This window comes from Rhodococcus sp. FG69 (assembly GCF_057808915.1).
On the sequence record NZ_JBMDIX010000011.1, the window covers coordinates 31129 to 51576 of the forward strand.

Consider the following 20448-nt stretch of genomic DNA (forward strand, 5'->3'; position numbering starts at 1 on the left):
TTGTCCAGGGAAACGGATGTCTTTCGATCCGCCGGTGCGCGTGCGCTCACCGGGCTCCCCGTCACACTCGCAAGGTCACCGATCTGTCCAACTGCCAGAGCGTCCACGGCGGACCGCGTCCCAACGTCGACTCGGTGCGGCCGCCCATTCCGGGCACTGTTGCCGACGCAAGCTCGAAGCCGACGCTCATCGCCGGAACCGTCAATGCAGGCCACGACGCCGTCGTCCACACACAGGGGTGCATCATCTGATGCGCAGACGGGCAATCATGCTCACCGAACGCCACCGGAATCGAACTGTCGGCCGCTGGCATCGGCACCATCGCGGAGTGGGCACCCATCGACATGGATGTACTCGTCGAAGAAATCGGTGTCACCGAGTGCATCAGCAGCACTCCGAACACGGTCAGCGCAATCAACAATCCGGTCGACAGGGCAAAGCCCCGTCGGCGGTGCCGAATTGCTGATCGCATGTCATCGACGATACCAAGATATACCCCCTAGGGGTACTGGTATCGAGTCAGCGGACCTGCGGGTCATGGAACGACACTGCGTTTCCGCCCGCCCGCTTGGCTGCGTACATCGCGGCGTCTGCTCGACTCCAGGCTTGTTCGAAGTCGCGAGCAACCGAGGCGGCAGCAAGGTGGGCACCGCCGACGCTCACGGTCGTGCCCACCTCCGGGTTGGCCGCGAGACATCTCTGCAGACCGGCGATCTGATCGATCGCCGCAAGTGAGTCGACAAAGGTGAGGATCGCGAATTCCTCGCCTCCGGTCCGCGCGGTGATCGCCGGCGGCGGAAAGGCCTCGTCGATTGCGTTGGCCGTCGCGCGGAGCACGGCGTCGCCGTGCACGTGACCGAAGCGGTCGTTCACGAGCTTGAACCCGTCCAGATCCACCACTAGGACCGCCGCTGTAGTGCCGTGCAGGTCCGTATCTCTCCCACGCTCGATGATTGCCGCGTCCAATCCGCGCCGGTTGCGCAGCCCGGTCAGCGGATCGTAGAAGGCGGTAGCTGCATCGCTGCGCAGCAGCAACAGGAGAGCCTGAGTCAGTATCGGCGCCGAGAACAAGATGAGCGTCAGAAGAATGACGTACGCGCACGCCAGCACCACATCGGCAGCAGGCTCCGTGACCGCTCGCGCCAGCAGAGCTCCAGTCACAGCGACGGACCATATCTGATGAGCCACGAACAACTTGGGACTGTGGAAGACCGCGATGTAGCTGCCGATGATCCCGAGTGCGGCTGCGCCGGGCAGCGCTACGAACGGATCGGCCAACAGGAACAGCGCGGCGGCGATCGTGACTTCGATGTAGGCGACGAAAAGTCGAGACACTTTCTCGGAAGGAAGCGATCCGCGGACCCACACGGCTCCGACGATCGTGTTTGCCACGGCAAGGACGTAGCCGGCTTTCTCTGCAGAACCGGAGTCGAAACCTGCCGGAGTATGAGCTGCGGTGACGCACAATGCCGCGAAGAACCAGCACCAGATTCCCACCGCGACATGAACATGACTCAGCAGCGGGCTCATGCGATGATAGGCGGCCGACCAGGCGAAATCGGCGGGAAACGACCACCATCGTCGGACTGGATGCATGTGGGTGTGGCCTTTTGGGTGCGAGGGATATGCCACCCGGACTCGATACTCGTGCACCGAGCCGACCCCGAGTCTCGTGGCGACGGACTCATTCTGCCAGGGGGCATGATGCTTACTGAAACCGGAACGGTGTGTTCGCGTCTTCGCAAGCGCCAGCCCCAGCAGTGGTTTAGCGAGCGTCGCCGCTGGGGATGCTCAGTGCTGAGGCGAGACGAACGGACACACATGACAAACACAGACAGACACGTCAGGCTAATCACCGGAGCACCTCTGAACGCCCACGTAGTGTCGGTCGATCGTCATCGCTAGCGGCGCCATCCATCGCGGCCGCTTCTTCCTCGTCGCCGGGATCGGAATGATCGGGGTGACGATCATCGGCGGCGGGATCGCCACCGGTCAATTGCCCATGAATCTTGCACTGTCCGGGCAGACCTTCACCGGCACGGTATCCGCCGTCGGTGCTCAGGGCATCACCGTCTATCCCCGTGCAGTGAGCACCGCGGCAGGCGAGATGCCGAGCATCGCTGTGAAGATCGACCAAGCACAGCTATCGGATGTCTGCCTCTCCACGGTGGCACGCGGACTGCCGCTTCTCGGTGATGTCACCTTGTTCGCTCGCGTCCCCGGCGACAGCACCACAGCGGAAAGCCTCATCCTCGACGTCGCTTCCGTTGGAGGATCGCTCACCGTTGCCGACGTGCGGCTCGGTCTCGACGCCAGCGCGCTGGGTGAGGTGACCGGCTCGCAGACCTCAGCCGTTCAAGTGGGCGAGTCGTGGGCGTCGACGACCACGATCGACATCATCTCGCTCACCGCAACCGGGGCATCACTGCAGGGTCTCGCGGTAACAGTGGAGGGACGGGAGGCCTCATGTTGACGCAACCCATATCGACGGACCGTCGCGCACGCTTCCGCTCGTGGCGGTCTTCGAGGCCGTTCTGGGCAGGCGTGCTCCTGGCGTTGTCCGGGGTCTGTCTTCTGCTACCGACATTCTCGACGTTTCGCGTCGGCGATCTGCTGATCTCCATCAGCACGATTGCCGGGGTGTCGACGTTGTTGCTCGGGTCGCTGATGCTGGTCTGTGCGTGCACAGTTCTACTTCAGCCGGCAGCACGCATCCCAGCCGGGGTCGCGGCCATGCTGTTGGCCCTGGTGGCCCTGCCTGCGGCCAACTTCGGCGGGTTCGTCGTCGGAACTCTTCTGGGTGTCGTCGGGTCGGCCGCCGCACTTGCCTGGCGGTCTGCCGAGACAACGACTCAACCCGCTACCGAGACAGGCCGAGCATCCGAATTGCGTTCTCCTTCATGATGAGTGGAACCAGCCTTCCTTGAGGCCGAGCTGGGCGACCATCCGGACAGATCGATGTGCACATTCGCTTTCTACGTCGCGATCGAGCGCGACGAATCGACCCACGGCACGGACGGGTGCGCGAAAACCAATGTGAGGTATGGGAAGTCCGCGGCGATGTCGTCGAGCAACATAGGGTCCGAGTACCGCAACTTGATGCCTCGTCCACCGGGAAGCCCAGCTCCGATGCCGGTTTGATCGGTATCAAACAGCGCCACCAGTCCATGCTCGGCGCATGCATCGTATATCGGGTAGTACTTTCGATCGTTGGGCTCGAAATCTTGCAGACTGGGGTGAGACTTCATCCCGCGGACTCCGTAATCCCGCGCGAGGACGCCGATACGAGCGACTGCCTCGGCTGCTTCGGCGGCGATCGCCTCTCTCGGGTGTCCCAGTGCGGTGCGCGCGTCGACGGTGAAGATCACTGCCGCCATGTTGCGCTCACGGTAGTACGAAGCCAGATCGCCGACGGTCGGAGTGCGATTGACGCCTGGCTTGAAGTACTTGGCCGAGGCATCGAGAAGTTCCTGGTCGAGCGAGCAGTGGTGATTGCCGTCCGCCTCGACGTGCGTGTGGACGTCGATGGCGACGAGCGCATCGAGATCGAGGGCTGGAATGTAAGTCACGATGCTCCTTGCCTCTTTCGATAGTCAGGGCAAGTGCCGAGCAGAGCCTTTGAGTCGCATGAGGTCGACGAGAAGCCGATCGCGATCGGCAACCAAACCCCTTCGGTCGATACCGACCATCTCATCGTCCATGCCGGTCACGAGCTTGTTCGCCAGTGCAGCGGTGAGCTGCGGTTCACCTAGATCGTCCATCCACTTCTGAGTGCGCGGTCCCAGGTGTTCAGGAGATGACGCATACCACCCTCTCCACCCGAAAGATGTTGCGCTGTAAACGGTCCAACGATTGCCCAGCGAAGTCCCGGACCATGCGAAATCGCGGTGTCGATGTCTGCGACCGTCGCCACCCCACGGTCGACCAGCGAGTAGGCCTCCCGCCACAGCGCCGCCTGCAACCGGTTGGTCAGATGGCCCGGAATCTCGGCCCGGACCAACACCGGCTTCTTGCCGATGCCGCGATAGAAGGCCAGGGCTTCCTCGGCACACTCTGCCGTCGTCGAGCGACCTGGTACCACCTCGACCAGCGGGATGATGTGGGCGGGGTCGAACGGATGACCGACGATGACCCATCCCGGGTCTACCGAGCAGAAGCACTGCAGGACACTAGGTTCCAGTCCTGACGTCGACGACGCGATGATCACGCCGGGTGCTGCGGCAGCATCGATCTCGGCGAGAAGCGCGCCCTTGAGATCGACGCGTTCGGGCCCACTCTCCTGCACGAACGTTGCGTGCCGTGCAGCCTCCACGACGGAGTCGACGAATCGAAGGCTTCCGCTTACGCTGTCGCAAAAGCGATCTCGCATGAATTACCTATCTACTCGGATAGATAAGCATGCCCCAAACAGGACACAACACCGGGTGCGGTGCTTTCCGATTCGACCTTCGAGCGCGATTACCAAATGCGACAGCTGCGCGAGCGTCGGCACCGAAGTCAGGACAACCGCTCGATGATCATCGCCATCCCTTGACCGCCCCCGACACACATCGTTTCGAGCCCGAATTGCCCATCACGGGCGGTGAGGTTGTTGAGCAGAGTTGCAGTGATGCGGACACCAGTCATCCCGAAGGGATGCCCGAGGGCTATGGCACCGCCCGCGACATTGAGCTTGTCTTCGTCGATATTCAGTTCTCGTGCCGATCCGATGACCTGAACAGCGAAAGCTTCGTTTATCTCGACCAGATCGATATCGTTGATCGACATATGTGCCAGAGCAAGAGCTTTGCGGCTTGCCTCGATGGGTCCGAGACCCATGATCTCCGGTGACAGTCCGGACACCGCTGTGGAGACTATCCGCGCCACGGGTGTCAGCCCGAGCTCCTTCGCTTTGGTGTCGGACATGATCACCATTGCGGCTGCGCCATCGTTGAGCGGGCAGGCGTTGCCCGCTGTGACACTGCCGTCGGGCCGGAAGACGGCTTCGAGCGCGCTGATCTTGTCGTACGTCGTGCCGGCGCGGGGACTGTCGTCGACCGAGACCACCGTCCCATCGGGCAGTGACAACGGAGTGATCTCCCGAGCGAAGTGACCGGACGCGATATGAGCTTCGGCCAGATTCTGGCTTCGGACCGCCCAGCGATCCTGTTCTTCACGGGTGATGCCGGTGATTTGGGCGACGTTCTCGGCCGTCTGTCCCATGGAGATGTAGGCATCGGGCAGCAGACCTGCGGGGCGTGGATCCGCCCAGGTCTGTCCCCCGCTCGCGAATGATTCGCTACGCGCTTGCGCGTCGGCGAAGGCCGGGTTATGAGTGTTCGGCCAGGAATCAGAGCTACCTGCTGCCAGCCTGGACACTTGATCGACACCCGCTGAAATGAAGACATCCCCCTCCCCTGCCCTGATCGCATGCAACGCCATTCGAGTCGTCTGCACCGACGACGCGCAGTAACGATTGACAGTAGTTCCGGGAACTGCATCGAGACCGGCAAGGATGGAAACGACGCGGGCCATGTTGAAACCCTGTTCGCCGCCGGGCAATCCGCATCCGAGCAACAGATCGTCGACGCTGGAACGATCCAAGGTCGGAACTTGATCCAAAGCTGCAGTCACCATCTGCGCGGTCATGTCGTCACCGCGCAGACTCACCAGTGATCCCTTTCCCGCACGGCCGATGGGTGAGCGGGCGATCGAGACGATCACGGCCTCAGGCATCGGGACCAGCACCGGTCGGGACTGCGTTGAAGCGAGCGATGGCGGACTTCACTCCGCCCTCCTTGATCCAGGATTGGTATTCTGCGACCTCGGGTGTCACGTGGAGCAGCGCATCGGTCTCGGCGCCCATCCGCATGTAGCTGAGCAGACCTGAAGTTTCCGCGGCGCGGTTGACCGCTTCTTTCTTGAGCTTGAGCAGATTCAGGGGAGTCCGTGCGATCGAATGAGCGGTACGGCGAACTTCCGTCTCGAATTCATCAGGTGGGAATGACTCTGCGGCCCAACCCCACTCGCTCGCCTTCTTGCCCGTGATTCGACGGCCCGCGTCGAAAGACATGAGCTTGGCACGTTTGGCGCCGACGAGATGTTCCCAGAGTGGTGAGATGTAGCCACCGCCGAGCGGCAATGCGGGTGAGGCCATGACCATCGCATCATCGCTGATGAGCGTGATATCGCACAGGGAAGCCAACTGAGTGCCGCCTGCGGCACAGACCCCGTGTATGGCGGCGATGACGACCTGTGGTTGGCGCCAGATTTGGGTGAAGCGTTCGACGTTGAGCAGCAACCGATCTCGATCCTCGATCACACCACGTTCCGCCGCGTACCCGACCTCGGACGAATCGGCCGCGATGTCGTATCCGGAGCAGAACGCCCTGCCCGCGCCTCGAATCACAATGACACGCTGCTCGGTCTTCGCGAGTTCGCGGAGAGCAGATTCGAGCAGATCCAGCAAGTCGTCGCTCAGGGCGTTGAGCCGAGCCGGCCGATTCAGCGTCAACCAGGTGACGTAACCGTCCGTGTCGACGAGCAGGGGTGCGTCAGTCACTTGTGTCCTCCGACGAATGCGAGTGGGCGGATGGGAGATCCGGTGCCGCCTTTGATACGTAAAGCCGACGCGACGAAGAAGAAGTCCTCTATTCGGTCGGCGGCGAGAGATTCCAGGTCGAGCGACTCCATAATCGGGGTCCCATGCTCCACCAGCATGTGGACGTGGACGTTCAACGCCGGAACCGTCCACTGCGGCTTGTTCTCGAAATTGACAGTGTCGCTCCCGACAGCACGAACTCCTCTGTCGGTCAACCACTTTGCTCCCGACAGGGTAACGCCCGGCAACCCTTTTCCAGTACCGAGATACTTGTCGGTGTCGTGCCAGTACTTCATGTACCCGGTACGAAACACCACGACCGAGCCGGGTTTCGGCGCACTCCGATCTGCGAACCACGCGTCGAGTTCGTCGGCTCCGAAACCGTCGGCAGGAGTGAGCTCGCGCCCGAACAGCAGCTCACCGTCGACGAGGTGGCCCGGGCCGATCAACGGAGGAAGCTCCTCGACCGATCCGACCGAGATGCCGTCGTACGAGCTTTCGTACTTTCCTACCTCGCGGTCGCCGAAGATGCAGCCGTCCAGCGAAATGTGCCCTGGCGCGTCGACGTGCGTTCCGACGTGCGCACCCATTGTCAGCATCTCCATCGCCGAGGAGATTCCACCGGGATAGGGATGTTCGTGATGTTTCTTCACCAGCGCATAGGAGAACGGCGGATGGGCCGCGTGCCGAGTCATCCCTGTCTCCAGCAGAACAGCCAGGTCATAGGCTCGCGAACTGCCTTGCGGCCATTCGATCGAGCCGTCCCAGGTAGTCCCACCCCAATTTGCAGGGGACATATTCTGCGACAAATCGATTCCTTCATCTCGTGGTACCGGTTCGGTTGTAGTCATCGAACCGACTCCAGAACAATTGCGATCGGCGGCGGCATCTCGCCTCGCGATGCAGGCTCGGCAGACGCGAACGTCTCCGGACATGACCTGTACACCATGGCGAGCACGTCGATCACGTCCTCCCGATGACGAAGAGCGAGAGCACGAATCGGACCACCGAGCCACTTCGGGAACGCAAATCCCTCCGTCAATGCAACGTCGATGTCCGACGCCCGTTCTGCAACCCCGTTCTCGACGAGTGCTGCTGCAGCACACACCATCGAGCCCAGAACACGATCTCGAATTTCATCGCCCTCGACAGATCTCGGCACAATACCGGCGTCGCGGCGCGCATCATCGATGATCGACGCGGTGACCCCGTCGTAGACCCCGCGCTTCGCCTCGGCCGGATAGGCATACCACCCAGCGCCCGTCTTCTTTCCGAGCCTGCCCGCCTCGCAGAGGCGGTCGGCAATAGTGACGTAGCGCAGCTTCGGGTTCCGAGTCGGCGCCATCCTCTTCCGCCGAGCCCACGCGATGTCCAGACCGGACATGTCTGCGACGGCGAAGGGGCCGATCGCAAAGCCCAGTTCCACGAGCGCTGCGTCGACTTCGTCCGGCGACGCGCCTTCCTCCACGAGGAACTCCGCCTGCGAACGGTAGTCGGCATACACCCTGTTGGCGACGAAACCGTCGCCGACGCCAGCGGGGATGGGCGACTTACCGAGCTTGGCGACGACCGACCCCAGCACCGCAAGCGTGGAATCGTCCGTCGTCGCCGTCCGGATGATCTCGACCAACGGGTTGCGGTCCGGCGGGTTGAAGAAATGCAGACCACCGAAACGCTCCGGGCGGAGCAGCACCGACGCCATCTCGTTCAAATCGAGATAGGAAGTGTTGCTGACAATCACGGCATTGTCGGCCAGGTGCGGTTCCACGGAGGACATCAACTCTTTCTTGACATCCATGTCCTCGAAGACGGCATCGACGAGCAGTTGCGCCTTGCCGAGGTCGGCGAGCGAGTCGGTGATTGTGATAGCCGATTCGGTCGCCAGGAGATCGAGCGCAGAGCGATTGGTGTCGTAGACGATCACCTCGTATCCGCGGGTGCCGAAGGTGCGGGCGAGCGCTGCACCCATGGTGCCGGCCCCCGCTATGCCGACGGTGGTGATGCTGGGGGCCTTCGACGAAGCGCGAAGGGCTTTGGCGGCGCGCCGCTTTGCGAAGAACAGGTACCGCAGGTTTGCTGACTCCTCCCCGCCTCGAAGCTGGTCGAACAGCGCGCGTTCCTCGGCCAACGCGGTGTGGGGATCGAGGCCGGCTCCGCGCACAACCGCATCGATGGCGGCCAGGACGTTGGGCCTTGCGCGTGTGGAGGCCTTCACTCGAGCTGTGGCCAACTCATCGTCTCTGATCTCCGGTACGGTCCGATCGATGAGCCGATTCTTCGATTCGAGCGTTCCGGCGAGCTCGAAAGCTGCAGACAGAAGCTGATCCGGTTCCACTACTGCGTCGAGGAGCCCCAGCAGCTTGGCCTCGTCGGCCTTCACCTGCCGAGCGGAGGCAACAAGATCAATGGCGGCGGGCACCCCGGCGAGCCGCGAGATTCGAACCGTGCCACCAGCGCCCGGCAGTATACCGAGCGTGACTTCGGGAAATCCGAGCACTGCGGAGGTGTCGCCGATGCGGGCATCGCATCCCAAGGCGAGTTCCAAACCGCCCCCGAGGGTCATTCCAGTCAACGCAGCCACAACGGGAACAGGTAGTTTCTCGATCCGTTCGATGACGGCCGGCAGCTGCGGATGCACCAGTGGACGATCGAATTCCGAGATATCGGACCCTGCATAGAAGTGTTGTCCTGCCGACACGAGCACGACGCCGCGTATGTCGTTGCGCCCGGCGAGGGAGTCCAGAGCGTCGGCAAGGGCTGTGCGGAGAGCAGCGTTGCCCATGTTCACAGGAGGGTTGTCCAGAGTCAGAATCGCGACTCCGTTGGTAACCGACGTGGTAACCGAGCTCATGATGACCGCCCGTCGACAAGGTCGAGGCCAGTGCGCTCGGCAAGCGACGCGATGTCGCTGCCGTCGAAGATGTCGAGGACTCGTACGGCACCGTTGCCGGTCTCGAACAGAGCCACATCGGTATAGACGCGTTCGACACAGCCGGCGCCGGTGAGCGGATAGCTGCACGAGCGGACCAACTTACATTCTCCACCGCGTGAGAATAGATCCATGATGACGAATACCCTGCGTGCGCCGGATGCGAGATCCATCGCGCCGCCGACGCCAGGTATCACCGTCGGCGAGTCGGTGCGCCAGTTCGCGAGGTCGCCATCGATCGACACCTGGTACGCACCCATGACGCACACGTCGAGATGACCTCCGCGCATCATCGCGAACGAGTCGGCATGGTGAAAGTATGACGCGCCGACACCTTCGGTCACGTAGATCTTTCCGGCATTGATGAGGTCGGGATCCTCGTGGCCTTCCTCGGCTGCCGGCCCCATTCCCAGAAGACCGTTCTCCGTGTGGAGGACAACCTCTCGATCCTCGGGAATGAAATCGGCGACCAGAGTGGGGATTCCGATTCCGAGATTGACATAGGAACCGTCGGGGATGTCTTGCGCCACTCGTGCAGCGATTTCTTTGCGTGAAAGAACCATCAGGTCAGACTCCACTCTTGTTCGCAGTGTCACTGACGATCCGGTCGACATAGATGCCGGGTGTCACGATGGCCTCCGGATCCAGCGCCCCGACAGGGACTATCTCGTCCACCTCGACAACGGTGACGGTTGCGGCAGGGGCCATGACCGGACCGAAATTGCGGCCGGTCTTTCGGTACACGAGGTTGCCCACGACATCGCCTGCCCGCGCCTTGATCAGTGCGAAATCGGCAAACAACGGCGTCTCGAACACATATCCATTGCCATTGATCTGGCGTACCTCTTTCCCCTCGGCCAGCTCGGTGCCATAGCCGGTACGGGTGAAGAATCCTCCGATCCCGGCTCCGGCGGCCCGGATACGTTCGGCGAGAGTTCCCTGTGGTACCAACTCGAGCTCGATCTCCCCTGCGTGATAGAGCTCGTCGAACACTGTGGAGCCGATGGCCTTCGGGAACGAACATACGACCTTGCGTACTCGTTTCGCCGCGAACAACTGACCGATTGCATCGCCGCCTGCACCGGCGTTGTTGTTGATGACCGTCAGATCGGTAGCTCCTGAAGCCAGGAGGGCCTCGATCAGCGTCACTGGCTGTCCGGGAGGACCGAACCCACTGATCATGACGGTCGCTCCGTCACCGAGCCCACGGATTGCGTCCGCGGCACTGCCGACCTGCTTGTTCATCACCACACAACTCTCGTTCGATGTCGCCTGCGGCGACGTTGTTTCGGACTCGTCACGGGGTTGGAAAGGCCCGTCTTCCGGCTTGAATCGTGTACGTACTCCGCACTGAACAGCTAGGCCGCGTTTACTCCGCCGTCGACGAAGAACGCCGAGCCGACCACAAACGACGACGCGTCGGACAGCAGCCACGCAGCCATCTCTGCGATCTCCTCAGGCCGACCGAGACGACCGATCGGCTGCGCAGCTTCGGCTTTGGCCTTCACCTCGGGGTCGGCGAACGCTTCCTCTGCCAGCGGCGTCATCGTCGAGCCGGGAAGTACCGCATTGACCCGAATGTTCTGCGAGGCGTAGTCGAGCGCGACCTGGCGGGTCAACCCCAGCACTCCGTGTTTGCTCGAGACATACGCGGGGAGGTTGGGGTAGGCGATAGCTGCAGCGGTCGAGGCGGTGTTGACGACCGATCCCCCACCGCTTGCAAGCAGCGCTGGAATCTCGTACTTCAGACACAGGAATGCGCCGTTGAGATTGACGTCCATGACAGACTTCCACTTGTCGTATTCGAAGTCCTCGATCTTGCCACCCGCACCGATGATTCCGGCATTGTTGAATGCTCCGTGCAGCCCGCCGAAATTATCGACCGCGGCCCGAACCATCGCTCTTACGTCGTCCTCATCGGTGATGTCGGCGCGAACGAATTGTGCTTCGCCGCCCGCCTGTTCGATGGCCTCGACCGTCTTCTTGCCACCGACTTCGTTGACATCGACTGCTGTCACGCGTCCACCGCGGCCGGCGACGAGGATCGCAGCCTCCCGGCCCATACCGCTGCCGGCGCCGGTAATCAGAACGCTCTTTCCGGTCAGGTCCAGCTGGGAGTACGCGTGCGGAACTGTCGTAGTCATTTTCTTCCTTTTCGTGTGAGGTGTGTGAGGAGACCTAGACCGAGACCGACTGGAGGAACTGAAGCGGTGTCTCCGGTAGCACGTGGCCCATTCGTTCCCGCTTGGTCTGTAGGTAGTGCACGTTGTGGGTGCCCCAGTGCACCGGAGATTCGAGGCGCGAGTGCACTTCGATGCCGCTGTGTTCGAGCGCGGACACCTTGTCTGGATTGTTGGTGATCAGGTCGACGGATGCGACACCGAAGTAGCGCAGAATATCTGCGGCACAGTCGTATTCGCGGGCATCGACAGGTAGGCCGAGTTGCGTATTGGCATCAACGGTGTCGGCGCCCAGTTCCTGCAGCGCGTAAGCGGCCAACTTGTTCCCGATACCTATGCCCCGTCCCTCGTGCCCGCGAAGGTAGACCAAGATGCCATTACGGGATTCAGCGACCAGGCGTAGGCCGTCACGTAGCTGCGGGCCGCAGTCGCAGCGTTGAGAGCCGAGTGCATCGCCGGTCAGGCATTCACTGTGCACACGGGCGGTGACCGTTGTTCCTGGCTGCAGCGCGGGGCCGGTGGTCAGGGCAACGTGCTCGACCCCCGAGACTCGGTCGCGGAACACGTGAGCCATGAATGTTCCGTATTCGGTGTCGATTACAGCGCTCGACAGCGGCGCAGGCGGCGCTTCGTGTCGCCTGCGGTACGCAACAAGGTCATCGACGGTGACGAACGGGATGTTTCGCTTCTCGGCGAAATCGGTGAGCACCGCTCCCGACATAGGTACGCCGTCGTCGTCCACGAGTTCGGTGATGACCGCAACCGGTTCGTTCTCTCCTGCCATACGCACCAGGTCCACGCCTGCCTCGGTGTGTCCGCGTCTAGTCAGCACTCCGCCGTCGACGGCAACCAGAGGGAACACATGCCCTGGCCGACGAAGATCACGCGGAGTCGTTGCAGAGGACGCCAGGGCGTGGACTGTCGACGTCCTGGCAACAGCAGAAATTCCGGTACCAGCGTCGATTGCGTCGACGGTCACCGTGAACGCTGTACCCATCTTGTCGGTGTTCGCGGCGACCATCAACGGAAGCGAGAGTCGATCTGCGCGGGCTGCAGTCATAGGTGTGCAGACAATGCCGCTGCCGTAGCGCAGGAAGAACGCCATCTGCTCCTCGGTGATAGCTGCTGCGTTCATGATCAGGTCGCCTTCATTCTCGCGATCGTGATCGTCGGCGACAAGAACCATTTCGCCTCGGCGTATTGCCGCGATCGCGAGTTCCACCGATTGATTCCCTGTCATGTCTTCACCTTTCGAGGCAGTGAGTGCGGTGCGACCGAAATCGCTGGCCACCAACCGGTCGTTTGATACTGTAGTGCCGGTCACACACAGTTACAACTGTCGCAGCTCAGCGACTCAGCCGGCGTCGACCACGTCCTGATCAACGGGGCGAGCAATGACTTGATCGGCTTCGTGATCGTCGATCGGCCGAGAGTCCCGTGAGCGGTGTACGGACCAGACGGCCGCCCCTCCGACAACACAAAGCCCCATGACGAACAGTGCTGGAGAGAGCGCACTGCCGGTCCGATCTACCAGCCAAACGCATAGGACGGGGGCAGTTCCTCCGGCGATGACGACTCCGATGTTCCATCCCAAAGCAGTACCGGTGTAGCGCACCGTCCTGCCGAACAGTTCGGGGATCATCGAATACCCTGCCACCTGCAGGAACGAAGTATTGACCATGATCAACAGGAACGCGATCCCGGCGAGCAGCAGACTTCCCTGGCCCATGACGACCATGGCGGCGAAGGTGACTGCAAAGTAGCCGGCCAGACCGATACCGGCGAGCGCGGGCAGACCGATTCGGTCACCGAGACGTCCTGTTACGAGCATCAGAAAGGCCGCGAGTGCGACCACAATGGTCGTAGTCCAGTACACGCTGGTCTTGGGATAGCCGAGCTGCTGGATCAGGTGGATACTCAGGTACGTCAGCCCGAAGTACGCGGAGCCGTTCACCGCAAGACTGATCCCGGATGCTTGCAGTAGTTGCTTTCTCCACGTCGTGAACACCGCGACGACCGGTGACTTGGCCGCTTGCTTCTTCGTTGCCGGCGCCTCGTGGACAAGGGAGCGCCGAAGCGCAAGACACACCACGGCAAGAGGGAGTGCAACGAGGAACGGAATGCGCCAACCCCACGACGCCATCTGCTCGTCGGTGGTCAGCAGTGAAACGAGTCCCGCGACAGCGGAGGCCACAGCGAAGCCGAGGGTGGCTCCGAACGGGTTGAGCGCACCGTATCTGCCCTTGCGCCCGACGGGTGCTGCCTCGGAAACCAGAGTGGCAGCGCCCGCGACTTCGCCGCCTACAGAGAAGCCTTGGATCAGGCGAAGGACGACGAGGCCGACCGATGCGATCGGCCCGACAGAGAGGGCGGTCGGAAGCAGGCCGATCGCCGCGCTGGCCAGGCCCATCATCAAGAGAGTGGTCAGGAGCGCGGTACGGCGGCTTACTCGGTCACCGACATAGCCGAAGACAAGTCCGCCCAAGGGGCGCGCGGCGTATGCGGCGGCGAACACCGACAGAGTCAGCAGTAGCGAGCTGACGTCGTTGTCGGAGGGGAAGAACAGCGGCGCGATGATGACGGCCATGTAGCCGTACATGCTGAAGTCGTACCCCTCGATCATCGTGCCGACCCCGCCGGCGAATGCGGCCTTGCGGCCGCTCTTCGTGCGCTTGGAGTCTGCGCGAGCGGAGTCGGTCTGCGGTGTGGTGATGTCCATGTCGTTGCTTTCTGACGATCGAAGAGCCGGTCAGCGACCAGCGATGCGAAGACCGGCTACCAGGTCGCGCAGGCTGACCAGATGTCGGAGGTAGTAGTGCAGGCCCATCTCCCAGGTGAATCCCATACCGCCGTGGACCTGAATCACACGCTCGGCGACGGCGATCGCGAGTTCGAGGGCGTGCACGGACAGCTCGAACGATTTGTCCTCCTCGGCGGCCGCCCATAGAACCGATGTCTCGGCCTGTTCCGCATCAATGTGTGCATTGGCCAAAATATGCTTGACCGCCTGGAACGATCCGATCGGCTTGCCGAATTGGTTTCTGCCGCTGACATATTCGACGCCGATCGCGACCATCCGCTTGGCGATCCCGGCACCCTCTGCCGCCCAGAGCACGCCGAGTTCGCGTGCGGCCTGCTCCGACAGACCGGACAACAAGAGGGCTTCGGAGGCAAGAAGTGTCGGGGCGAAGTCCAATCGAGAGGACTCAGGGACGTCGATGACATGGTCGGTATCCATCGATTCGAGCAAGCCCGTTCCTGGATACAGGCCGAAGGGCACAACACTCCAGCCCACGGCCGTCTGCGGTGTCGGTATGGCAACAGTCACTGGGCCGTCGAATGCCCGAGCGGCCGCGCTGTGACGGCGTGTGAACAGCGTCACCACGAACGGCAACTGAACGCAGTACTCACCCCACACGGACGCCACATCGACCAGATCGCGCAGCGAAAGCGCATCGTCGTCGGTGCCACCGTCGGCGATTCCGACCCAGCCGGCTTCGGCGATCGACTTCCACTTCAGCGGGGACTCTCCCTCTGCGAAGGTTGCGATGTTCGCAGTGCCTACGCTGCGCGCGAGGATATCTCGGAGTCCCTCTGCTGCCGCTACTCCCATCTCGGACGGCAATGCAACGGTCATTGTGGATGTAGTCATCGCGGCAGCCCCAGAACTCGTTCGCTGATTATGTTTCGTTGAATCTCGGACGTCCCCGAGTAGATGCTGCAGGACCGGCTTTCCAGGTATTGATAGCGCCAGTGATCTCGCAGTTCGGGTGTCGAATAGCGCAGCCCGAATTCGGTGATCTCCTGGAACAACTCACTCCACAGCACTTTGAGGATCGAGGTGGCGCGGACGAATGCGGTCTCGTCGGCTTCGAGTGTGACAGCTTTGGAGATTTGCCACCGAACCAAATCGGTTCGCCGGTCGAGGTTTTCAAGTACGTCCGCGCGGCGGGGATCACCTCCGTGCGTCTGCTGCAACAGATCCATGTCTGCCCGCATTTCGACGTAACGGCTTGCAGCCTCGACTCCGCCACGCTCGTTCATCAGCGTCGTCATGGCCACCTTCCAGCCGTCACCCTCACCTGCGATGAGTTCGTCGTCGGAGACGAAGACTCGATCGAAGTGGACCTCGGCGAAGTGAGTGCCGCCCGAGATCTGCCGAATCGTACTGATCTCGACACCGGGCTGCTTCATGTCGAGCATGAACATCGACAGGTTCTTGTGCCTACGCGCGTCGGGGTCCGTCCGCGCGAGCAACAGGCAGCGATCGGAATACGCAGCGAAGGACGTCCAGATCTTTCGCCCTGTGATCACGTACCCACCGTCGACCTTCTCTGCGCGACAGCTCACTCCCGCGAGATCGGATCCGGCGCCGGGCTCGGAAAAGCCCTGGCACCACGTCTCGACACCCTGCAGAATCGGCGGAAGAAAACGTTCCCTCTGCGCCGGTGTCCCGTGAGCGATAAGCGTTGGGGCGGTCAGAATTCGGCCGATACGAGCCAGGCCGTCCGGCGCCTGCGCCCGTGCGGCCAACTCGCTGAATTCGACTTCCTCGGCCAAGCCGAGGCCTCGACCGCCGAACTCAGAGGGCAACGACAGGCCTGAGTACCCCGCCTTGTAGAGCTGGCGGTCCCATTCGCGGCGGATGTCGATCGACTCTTCTTCGGCAAGGGTCCCCCGGTGCTCACGCCAACGTTGCGGGACATTGTCTTGCAGCCACTGCCCAGCGGACTGGGCGAAAAGGGAGGAATGCTCAGTTGGAATGTGTTGTGTCACGCGTTGCAACTCCGTTCACGGTTGGGGAGCTAGTCTCCCAAACGATTGGTTGATAACTTAGGCCGCAATTTCCCAATGTGTCAAGCGCCACGTAGGCTGACTACCAAACGTATGGTTGTGAAGTGTTCCGAACTGATACGGACCGGACACTCGCGATTTTGCAGAGGGGAAAAAGCGTGCCGTCTCGTTCGGATTCAACAGCACAACCAAGTTCCAAGCAGGGTGAACGCCGCAATCGAGATCAGGAAGTGATGACCGCGGCCGTTCGAATCTTCTTCGAGAAGGGCTACAGCGGAGCCTCCTTACAGGACGTGGCGACCGAGGTCGGAGTACTCAAAGGCAGCCTGTACTACTATTTCGCCTCGAAAGAGGACCTGCTGCTCCGCATCATGAAGGAATCGCACGCGCAGTCGGAGAGGATTTCCGAGGAAATCGAGGCTAGAGGCCTTCCTGCGGCCGAAGAGCTGGCCGAGCTGCTCGAGGCACTGATGAAGTGGTACCTCGGCAACGTCGAGCGTGTAGCCATCTACTTCAACGAACGCCTTCGGCTGACCGGTGCCCGACTCGAAGAGGTACAGGCGGAAGGGCGTCGTTTCGAACAGCGGATCTACGACTTGCTGGTACGCGCGAAGGAAGACGGTCAAGTCGACCAGGACCTCGATCTGAGACTAACGGTGCGCTTGTTCCTGGGCGCGCTGAACAGCGTGCCGACGTGGCACAGGCCAGGCCAGAAGCACCGCCTCTCCAACGAAAAGATCGCTGCGCAGTTCTCTCGCATGATTCTCAAATCCATCACACCGTGAACACATCAACACACCACCGCGGTCTCATCCGCACCGCATTTCGCCGGAGGTAGATCCGTGAGTTCCCACATCGCCGCGCCCATCACGATCGCCGAATGCATCGACGACCATGCACAGCATCGTCCGCACGACTTCGCGTTGATCGAGCCCAGCGGACGGACCGTGAATTACGATGAGCTGAGCAGATCCAGTCGCGCTCTCGCACAGGGATTGTCGCGACTCGGGGTACAGCATGGCGATCGAATCGCAACTTATCTCGACGACAGCGCAGCATACGTCGAGTTGTACATCGCCGCTGCACGAATGGGCGCGATCATGGTCCCGATCAATACTCGCCTCACGTCCACGGAGGCATCGGTGCTCATCGAGGACTGCGAACCCAGGATCATCGTCTGGGACGCCCACCACTCGGAGACCGTCATGGCCGCTGTCGATCACCTCGACACCGGAGTGGTCATCGGAGGTTGCACCCCGAAGGGTGGCGCATTCGTCTCGTTCGACGAGTTGGTGTCGACCCCGGTCCTCGGTCATGACGCCGTGGCGGTGACCGATCCACACGACCCGTACATCATCGGGTACACCAGCGGAACGACAGGACGACCGAAAGGTGCCGTCCTGACCCACGACAGCATCAGGGCCATCGCAGAATCCAACAGCGCCGCCTACCGGCTACCCGCCCGAAGTGTCGCCGCGCTGACGGGGTCCATGTCGTTCGTCGCCACCGTGCCCGCACACGTGCTGACCCATCTACGGATCGGCGGTACCGTCGTCATCCTGGGCCCCTGGACCGTAGCGGACCTCCTGGACGCGATCGAACGCTATGCCGTCACGTTCACGTACATCCCTTCCCCCGTGATCGACGATTTCGTCGCCGCCGTGCGCGCGGTGCCCGACCGAATCGCCGGTCTTCACACCGTGTTGCACTCGGCGTCCAATGCAGGTCCCGCCAAACTGCGAGCGCTGTACGAGGCGATCGGCGACAAACTGGTGGAAGGCTTAGGAATGACCGAAAACTCCGGTGGCCTGGTGACCGCTACCCGGATCGGCGATTTCAATTCCACCAGCGCCGCCGCGGACCCCTTCGCGTCGGTCGGCCGAGCTGTCGACGGCGTCGAGATAGACATCTGCGACGAGAGTGCTCGATCGCTACCCCGTGACGGGGCCAGTGTCGGCGAAATCATAGTGCGTTCACCAGCTTTGATGCAGGGCTATTGGAACCTGCCCGATGCGACCGACCGCGCACTTGTCGACGGGTGGTACCACACAGGCGATCTCGGCTCGATGGACGCTGCCGGATTCGTCTATGTCAGTGACAGGCGAACCGACCTCATCGTCAGCGGTGGAATGAACGTCTACCCGTCTGAGGTCGAGGCCTGCCTGGCAACTCATCCAGACATCGCAGAATGCGCGGTCGTGGGCGCACCGCACGCTCGGTGGGGACAGTCCGTCGTCGCAGCCGTCGTACCGACGGAGGGCCAAGCTCCGACTCTCGAACAACTACAGGACCATTGCCGAAAGACGTTGGCGTCGTACAAGAAGCCGACACGGCTGGTACTGTTCGATTCCTTGCCCCGCACCGCGAGTCTGAAGATCAGACGCAACCTCGTCCGGGATGTCGTTCTCGCCGAATAGAATTCGGTTCGTCTACCACGTCCGGCTCGCCACACGCTGGGGCGCCACGAATCGTTCGTGGCGCCCCAAACCGGGTGTCGTCAGTGGTTCTTGCAGGCGTCGAGTGTCCATCCTGGCTGCGCGATCGACAGCGACGTGATCGACGACGACCCTCGTGCGATGTCGCGGATCGCCTGAACGATCTCGTTCTCGCTCCGCCGGGGATCGGTCCTGATCGGTCCGGCTGCCAACATCGCATCGACTTCTTCATTGGACGTCATGAAGCGCATCAACAGATCTTCATCGCTGATGTCAGCGTGGAATTGTGACTTGATGTCAGCGAGGGTCGGTTGGGGCCGAACCCAGTTCTGGAACTGCTTGGCGCGCGGCGAGCTCAGGATCTTGTCGAGTACGGCGGGGTCGACCTCTCGGATCAGTGGTCCATAGTGGCCCATCGAGTACCGGATGACCTCGTCGGGAACGAGTTTGTACCGCTCACCGGTGACGACGTTGAGCACTGCCTGAATTCCGACGAACTGGCTGAACGGTGTCGCCATGATCGGCGACGCAAGCTCTTGTCGAACCCTCGGGATTTCATCGAGTACGGCGGGGAAGCGGTCTGCCATGCCGTGTTGCTGCAGCTGACTGATGAGCGTGCCGGTCATGCCTCCGGGAAGCTGATGTTCGTAGATTCTCGGATCGTATTCCGCCGGAACCGATGGCTCGAAACCGGCGTCGCGCGCTGCCCACTCGAAGTTCTCCGCTACCGGAGCAAAGGTGGAGATGTCGAGGTTGTGCTTCAAGCCGAGGGACTCGACGATGTTGACCATCGCCTCGGTCGAAGGTAGCGACGGTCCGTTCGCCATCGGCCGAGACGCCGTGTGGATGATGGTGAAGCCGGCCTTCATACCTTCCACATAGTTCAGCGGCGCGAGTCCGGTCGTGTTGTGGCAGTGCAGTTCTAACGGGACTGTTCCTGTCGCTGCCCGAATGGCCGGCAACAGGGTCGCCGCGCGCTCCGGCGTCAGGACCCCGGCTGCATCCTCGACGTAGATGCTCTCGACCCCATCCCAGCTCGCCATCTCCCGAGCACGGTCTGCGAAGAACTGATCGTCGTGAGCACCGGTGAGTCCGTACATCACTGCAGGTACGGCCACACCGCCGTTGTCGAAGATGACCTTCGCCAGGCGATGCATCGTCGGCATGTCGTACAGGCAGTCATAGATCCAGAAGCTCGTCACACCGTGTTTGATCAGAGTCTGGATCCATAGGTCGATGATCGAATCAGGGGTGTGGTTGAACCCGATCACGCTGATCGTCCGCATTCCGCACCGTACGACGTTGTTCTTCAGCCCGTCGACGAGGAAATCCGTCGCAGCCCATGGATCGTCCTTGAACGTCCGTAGAAGGACGGTGAACATACCGGGGCCGGTGAGGTCGACGACACGGTAGCCGGCCCGGTCGAGATGTGAGAGGGCGTCGGCGGCATGAAAGGGCCGCATCTTCAGGCCCCAGAGGCTCTGCTGACCGTCGCGCAGTGTTTGATCGACGAAGTCGATGGTGGTCATG

General features: G+C 61.9%; 20 protein-coding genes and 1 pseudogene. 4 read left to right on the forward strand and 17 right to left on the reverse strand.

What is annotated here, in order from left to right; translation table 11 throughout:
• Nucleotides 1-61: 61 nt before the first annotated feature.
• Together ACODSO_RS10675 and ACODSO_RS10680 are read right to left on the reverse strand one after the other, a co-directional pair.
• Nucleotides 62-472 (reverse strand): DUF6153 family protein, encoded by a 411-nt coding sequence (locus ACODSO_RS10675; protein WP_489036971.1) that lies wholly within the window; start codon nucleotides 470-472, stop codon nucleotides 62-64.
• Between the two features lie 47 nt (nucleotides 473-519).
• Nucleotides 520-1530 carry a GGDEF domain-containing protein gene (locus ACODSO_RS10680; RefSeq protein WP_489036972.1) on the reverse strand — a complete coding sequence of 337 codons (1011 nt, stop codon included), beginning with the start codon at nucleotides 1528-1530 and terminating at the stop codon, nucleotides 520-522.
• A gap of 421 nt (nucleotides 1531-1951) precedes the next feature.
• On the opposite strand from ACODSO_RS10680, the gene ACODSO_RS10685 reads away from it, so the two are divergent.
• Together ACODSO_RS10685 and ACODSO_RS10690 are read left to right on the forward strand one after the other, a co-directional pair.
• Complete coding sequence (locus ACODSO_RS10685; protein ID WP_489036974.1) at nucleotides 1952-2473, forward strand: DUF6230 family protein; 522 nt, start codon at nucleotides 1952-1954, stop codon at nucleotides 2471-2473.
• Nucleotides 2467-2904 (forward strand): DUF6114 domain-containing protein, encoded by a 438-nt coding sequence (locus tag ACODSO_RS10690; protein ID WP_489036976.1) that lies wholly within the window; start codon nucleotides 2467-2469, stop codon nucleotides 2902-2904. Before ACODSO_RS10685 ends, ACODSO_RS10690 begins: the two co-directional genes overlap by 7 nt.
• A 74-nt stretch (nucleotides 2905-2978) precedes the next feature.
• Here ACODSO_RS10690 and ACODSO_RS10695 read toward each other — a convergent pair.
• The 14 genes and pseudogenes from ACODSO_RS10695 to ACODSO_RS10760 form a co-directional block, all read right to left on the reverse strand.
• Nucleotides 2979-3572: pseudogene (locus ACODSO_RS10695) on the reverse strand (amidohydrolase family protein); the annotation flags it as partial.
• A 21-nt stretch (nucleotides 3573-3593) separates the two neighbouring features.
• Nucleotides 3594-3761 carry a hypothetical protein gene (locus ACODSO_RS10700; protein WP_489036977.1) on the reverse strand — a complete coding sequence of 56 codons (168 nt, stop codon included), beginning with the start codon at nucleotides 3759-3761 and terminating at the stop codon, nucleotides 3594-3596.
• Nucleotides 3749-4369 carry a 3-hydroxyacyl-CoA dehydrogenase NAD-binding domain-containing protein gene (locus tag ACODSO_RS10705; RefSeq protein ID WP_489036978.1) on the reverse strand — a complete coding sequence of 207 codons (621 nt, stop codon included), beginning with the start codon at nucleotides 4367-4369 and terminating at the stop codon, nucleotides 3749-3751. Before ACODSO_RS10705 ends, ACODSO_RS10700 begins: the two co-directional genes overlap by 13 nt.
• A 128-nt stretch (nucleotides 4370-4497) precedes the next feature.
• Nucleotides 4498-5715, reverse strand: coding sequence for an acetyl-CoA C-acetyltransferase (locus ACODSO_RS10710; RefSeq protein ID WP_489036979.1), 1218 nt, complete (start codon nucleotides 5713-5715; stop codon nucleotides 4498-4500).
• Nucleotides 5708-6541, reverse strand: a complete 834-nt coding sequence (locus tag ACODSO_RS10715; protein WP_489036981.1) for an enoyl-CoA hydratase-related protein — start codon at nucleotides 6539-6541, stop codon at nucleotides 5708-5710. The genes ACODSO_RS10710 and ACODSO_RS10715 overlap by 8 nt, the downstream gene beginning before the upstream one ends.
• A complete protein-coding gene (locus ACODSO_RS10720; protein ID WP_489036983.1) occupies nucleotides 6538-7515 on the reverse strand; it encodes a cyclase family protein in 978 nt (325 codons plus the stop codon). Before ACODSO_RS10720 ends, ACODSO_RS10715 begins: the two co-directional genes overlap by 4 nt.
• A complete protein-coding gene (locus ACODSO_RS10725) occupies nucleotides 7428-9431 on the reverse strand; it encodes a 3-hydroxyacyl-CoA dehydrogenase NAD-binding domain-containing protein (RefSeq protein ID WP_489036984.1) in 2004 nt (667 codons plus the stop codon). The genes ACODSO_RS10720 and ACODSO_RS10725 overlap by 88 nt, the downstream gene beginning before the upstream one ends.
• Nucleotides 9428-10072, reverse strand: a complete 645-nt coding sequence (locus tag ACODSO_RS10730) for a 3-oxoacid CoA-transferase subunit B (protein ID WP_489036985.1) — start codon at nucleotides 10070-10072, stop codon at nucleotides 9428-9430. Before ACODSO_RS10730 ends, ACODSO_RS10725 begins: the two co-directional genes overlap by 4 nt.
• A gap of 4 nt (nucleotides 10073-10076) precedes the next feature.
• Nucleotides 10077-10754 carry a 3-oxoacid CoA-transferase subunit A gene (locus tag ACODSO_RS10735; RefSeq protein ID WP_489037054.1) on the reverse strand — a complete coding sequence of 226 codons (678 nt, stop codon included), beginning with the start codon at nucleotides 10752-10754 and terminating at the stop codon, nucleotides 10077-10079.
• A gap of 113 nt (nucleotides 10755-10867) precedes the next feature.
• Nucleotides 10868-11653, reverse strand: a complete 786-nt coding sequence (locus ACODSO_RS10740) for an SDR family NAD(P)-dependent oxidoreductase (RefSeq protein ID WP_489036986.1) — start codon at nucleotides 11651-11653, stop codon at nucleotides 10868-10870.
• 34 nt (nucleotides 11654-11687) lie between these two features.
• Entirely contained in the window at nucleotides 11688-12929 is a 1242-nt protein-coding gene (gene ribB / locus ACODSO_RS10745) for a 3,4-dihydroxy-2-butanone-4-phosphate synthase (RefSeq protein WP_489036987.1), read from the reverse strand.
• 114 nt (nucleotides 12930-13043) lie between these two features.
• Complete coding sequence (locus tag ACODSO_RS10750) at nucleotides 13044-14408, reverse strand: MFS transporter (protein WP_489036988.1); 1365 nt, start codon at nucleotides 14406-14408, stop codon at nucleotides 13044-13046.
• Nucleotides 14409-14438: 30 nt separating this feature from the next.
• Nucleotides 14439-15341: an acyl-CoA dehydrogenase family protein gene (locus ACODSO_RS10755; RefSeq protein ID WP_489036990.1), complete on the reverse strand. Its 903-nt coding sequence runs from the start codon at nucleotides 15339-15341 to the stop codon at nucleotides 14439-14441.
• Nucleotides 15338-16465 (reverse strand): acyl-CoA dehydrogenase family protein, encoded by a 1128-nt coding sequence (locus tag ACODSO_RS10760; RefSeq protein ID WP_489036992.1) that lies wholly within the window; start codon nucleotides 16463-16465, stop codon nucleotides 15338-15340. The genes ACODSO_RS10755 and ACODSO_RS10760 overlap by 4 nt, the downstream gene beginning before the upstream one ends.
• A 251-nt stretch (nucleotides 16466-16716) precedes the next feature.
• Here ACODSO_RS10760 and ACODSO_RS10765 point away from each other — a divergent pair, with 251 nt between their 5' ends.
• Both ACODSO_RS10765 and ACODSO_RS10770 read left to right on the forward strand, forming a co-directional pair.
• Complete coding sequence (locus ACODSO_RS10765; RefSeq protein WP_489036994.1) at nucleotides 16717-17268, forward strand: TetR/AcrR family transcriptional regulator; 552 nt, start codon at nucleotides 16717-16719, stop codon at nucleotides 17266-17268.
• Nucleotides 17269-17325: 57 nt separating this feature from the next.
• Nucleotides 17326-18900 (forward strand): class I adenylate-forming enzyme family protein, encoded by a 1575-nt coding sequence (locus ACODSO_RS10770; protein WP_489036995.1) that lies wholly within the window; start codon nucleotides 17326-17328, stop codon nucleotides 18898-18900.
• An 80-nt stretch (nucleotides 18901-18980) separates the two neighbouring features.
• Here ACODSO_RS10770 and ACODSO_RS10775 read toward each other — a convergent pair whose 3' ends face one another.
• Nucleotides 18981-20447: a carboxyltransferase gene (locus ACODSO_RS10775; RefSeq protein WP_489036997.1), complete on the reverse strand. Its 1467-nt coding sequence runs from the start codon at nucleotides 20445-20447 to the stop codon at nucleotides 18981-18983.
• Between the last annotated feature and the right edge of the window lies 1 nt (nucleotide 20448).

Excerpts from the sequence above, each read along its gene's own strand:
- ACODSO_RS10675 (WP_489036971.1), bottom strand. The coding sequence starts at position 472 with ATGCGATCAGCAATTCGGCACCGCCGACGGGGCTTTGCCCTGTCGACC.
- ACODSO_RS10680 (WP_489036972.1), bottom strand. The coding sequence starts at position 1,530 with ATGAGCCCGCTGCTGAGTCATGTTCATGTCGCGGTGGGAATCTGGTGC.
- ACODSO_RS10685 (WP_489036974.1), top strand. The coding sequence starts at position 1,952 with ATGATCGGGGTGACGATCATCGGCGGCGGGATCGCCACCGGTCAATTG.
- ACODSO_RS10690 (WP_489036976.1), top strand. The coding sequence starts at position 2,467 with ATGTTGACGCAACCCATATCGACGGACCGTCGCGCACGCTTCCGCTCG.
- ACODSO_RS10700 (WP_489036977.1), bottom strand. The coding sequence starts at position 3,761 with ATGGACGATCTAGGTGAACCGCAGCTCACCGCTGCACTGGCGAACAAG.
- ACODSO_RS10705 (WP_489036978.1), bottom strand. The coding sequence starts at position 4,369 with ATGCGAGATCGCTTTTGCGACAGCGTAAGCGGAAGCCTTCGATTCGTC.
- ACODSO_RS10710 (WP_489036979.1), bottom strand. The coding sequence starts at position 5,715 with ATGCCTGAGGCCGTGATCGTCTCGATCGCCCGCTCACCCATCGGCCGT.
- ACODSO_RS10720 (WP_489036983.1), bottom strand. The coding sequence starts at position 7,515 with ATGTCCGGAGACGTTCGCGTCTGCCGAGCCTGCATCGCGAGGCGAGAT.
- ACODSO_RS10725 (WP_489036984.1), bottom strand. The coding sequence starts at position 9,431 with ATGAGCTCGGTTACCACGTCGGTTACCAACGGAGTCGCGATTCTGACT.
- ACODSO_RS10730 (WP_489036985.1), bottom strand. The coding sequence starts at position 10,072 with ATGGTTCTTTCACGCAAAGAAATCGCTGCACGAGTGGCGCAAGACATC.
- ACODSO_RS10735 (WP_489037054.1), bottom strand. The coding sequence starts at position 10,754 with ATGAACAAGCAGGTCGGCAGTGCCGCGGACGCAATCCGTGGGCTCGGT.
- ACODSO_RS10740 (WP_489036986.1), bottom strand. The coding sequence starts at position 11,653 with ATGACTACGACAGTTCCGCACGCGTACTCCCAGCTGGACCTGACCGGA.
- ribB (WP_489036987.1), bottom strand. The coding sequence starts at position 12,929 with ATGACAGGGAATCAATCGGTGGAACTCGCGATCGCGGCAATACGCCGA.
- ACODSO_RS10750 (WP_489036988.1), bottom strand. The coding sequence starts at position 14,408 with ATGGACATCACCACACCGCAGACCGACTCCGCTCGCGCAGACTCCAAG.
- ACODSO_RS10755 (WP_489036990.1), bottom strand. The coding sequence starts at position 15,341 with ATGACTACATCCACAATGACCGTTGCATTGCCGTCCGAGATGGGAGTA.
- ACODSO_RS10765 (WP_489036994.1), top strand. The coding sequence starts at position 16,717 with ATGACCGCGGCCGTTCGAATCTTCTTCGAGAAGGGCTACAGCGGAGCC.
- ACODSO_RS10775 (WP_489036997.1), bottom strand. The coding sequence starts at position 20,447 with ATGACCACCATCGACTTCGTCGATCAAACACTGCGCGACGGTCAGCAG.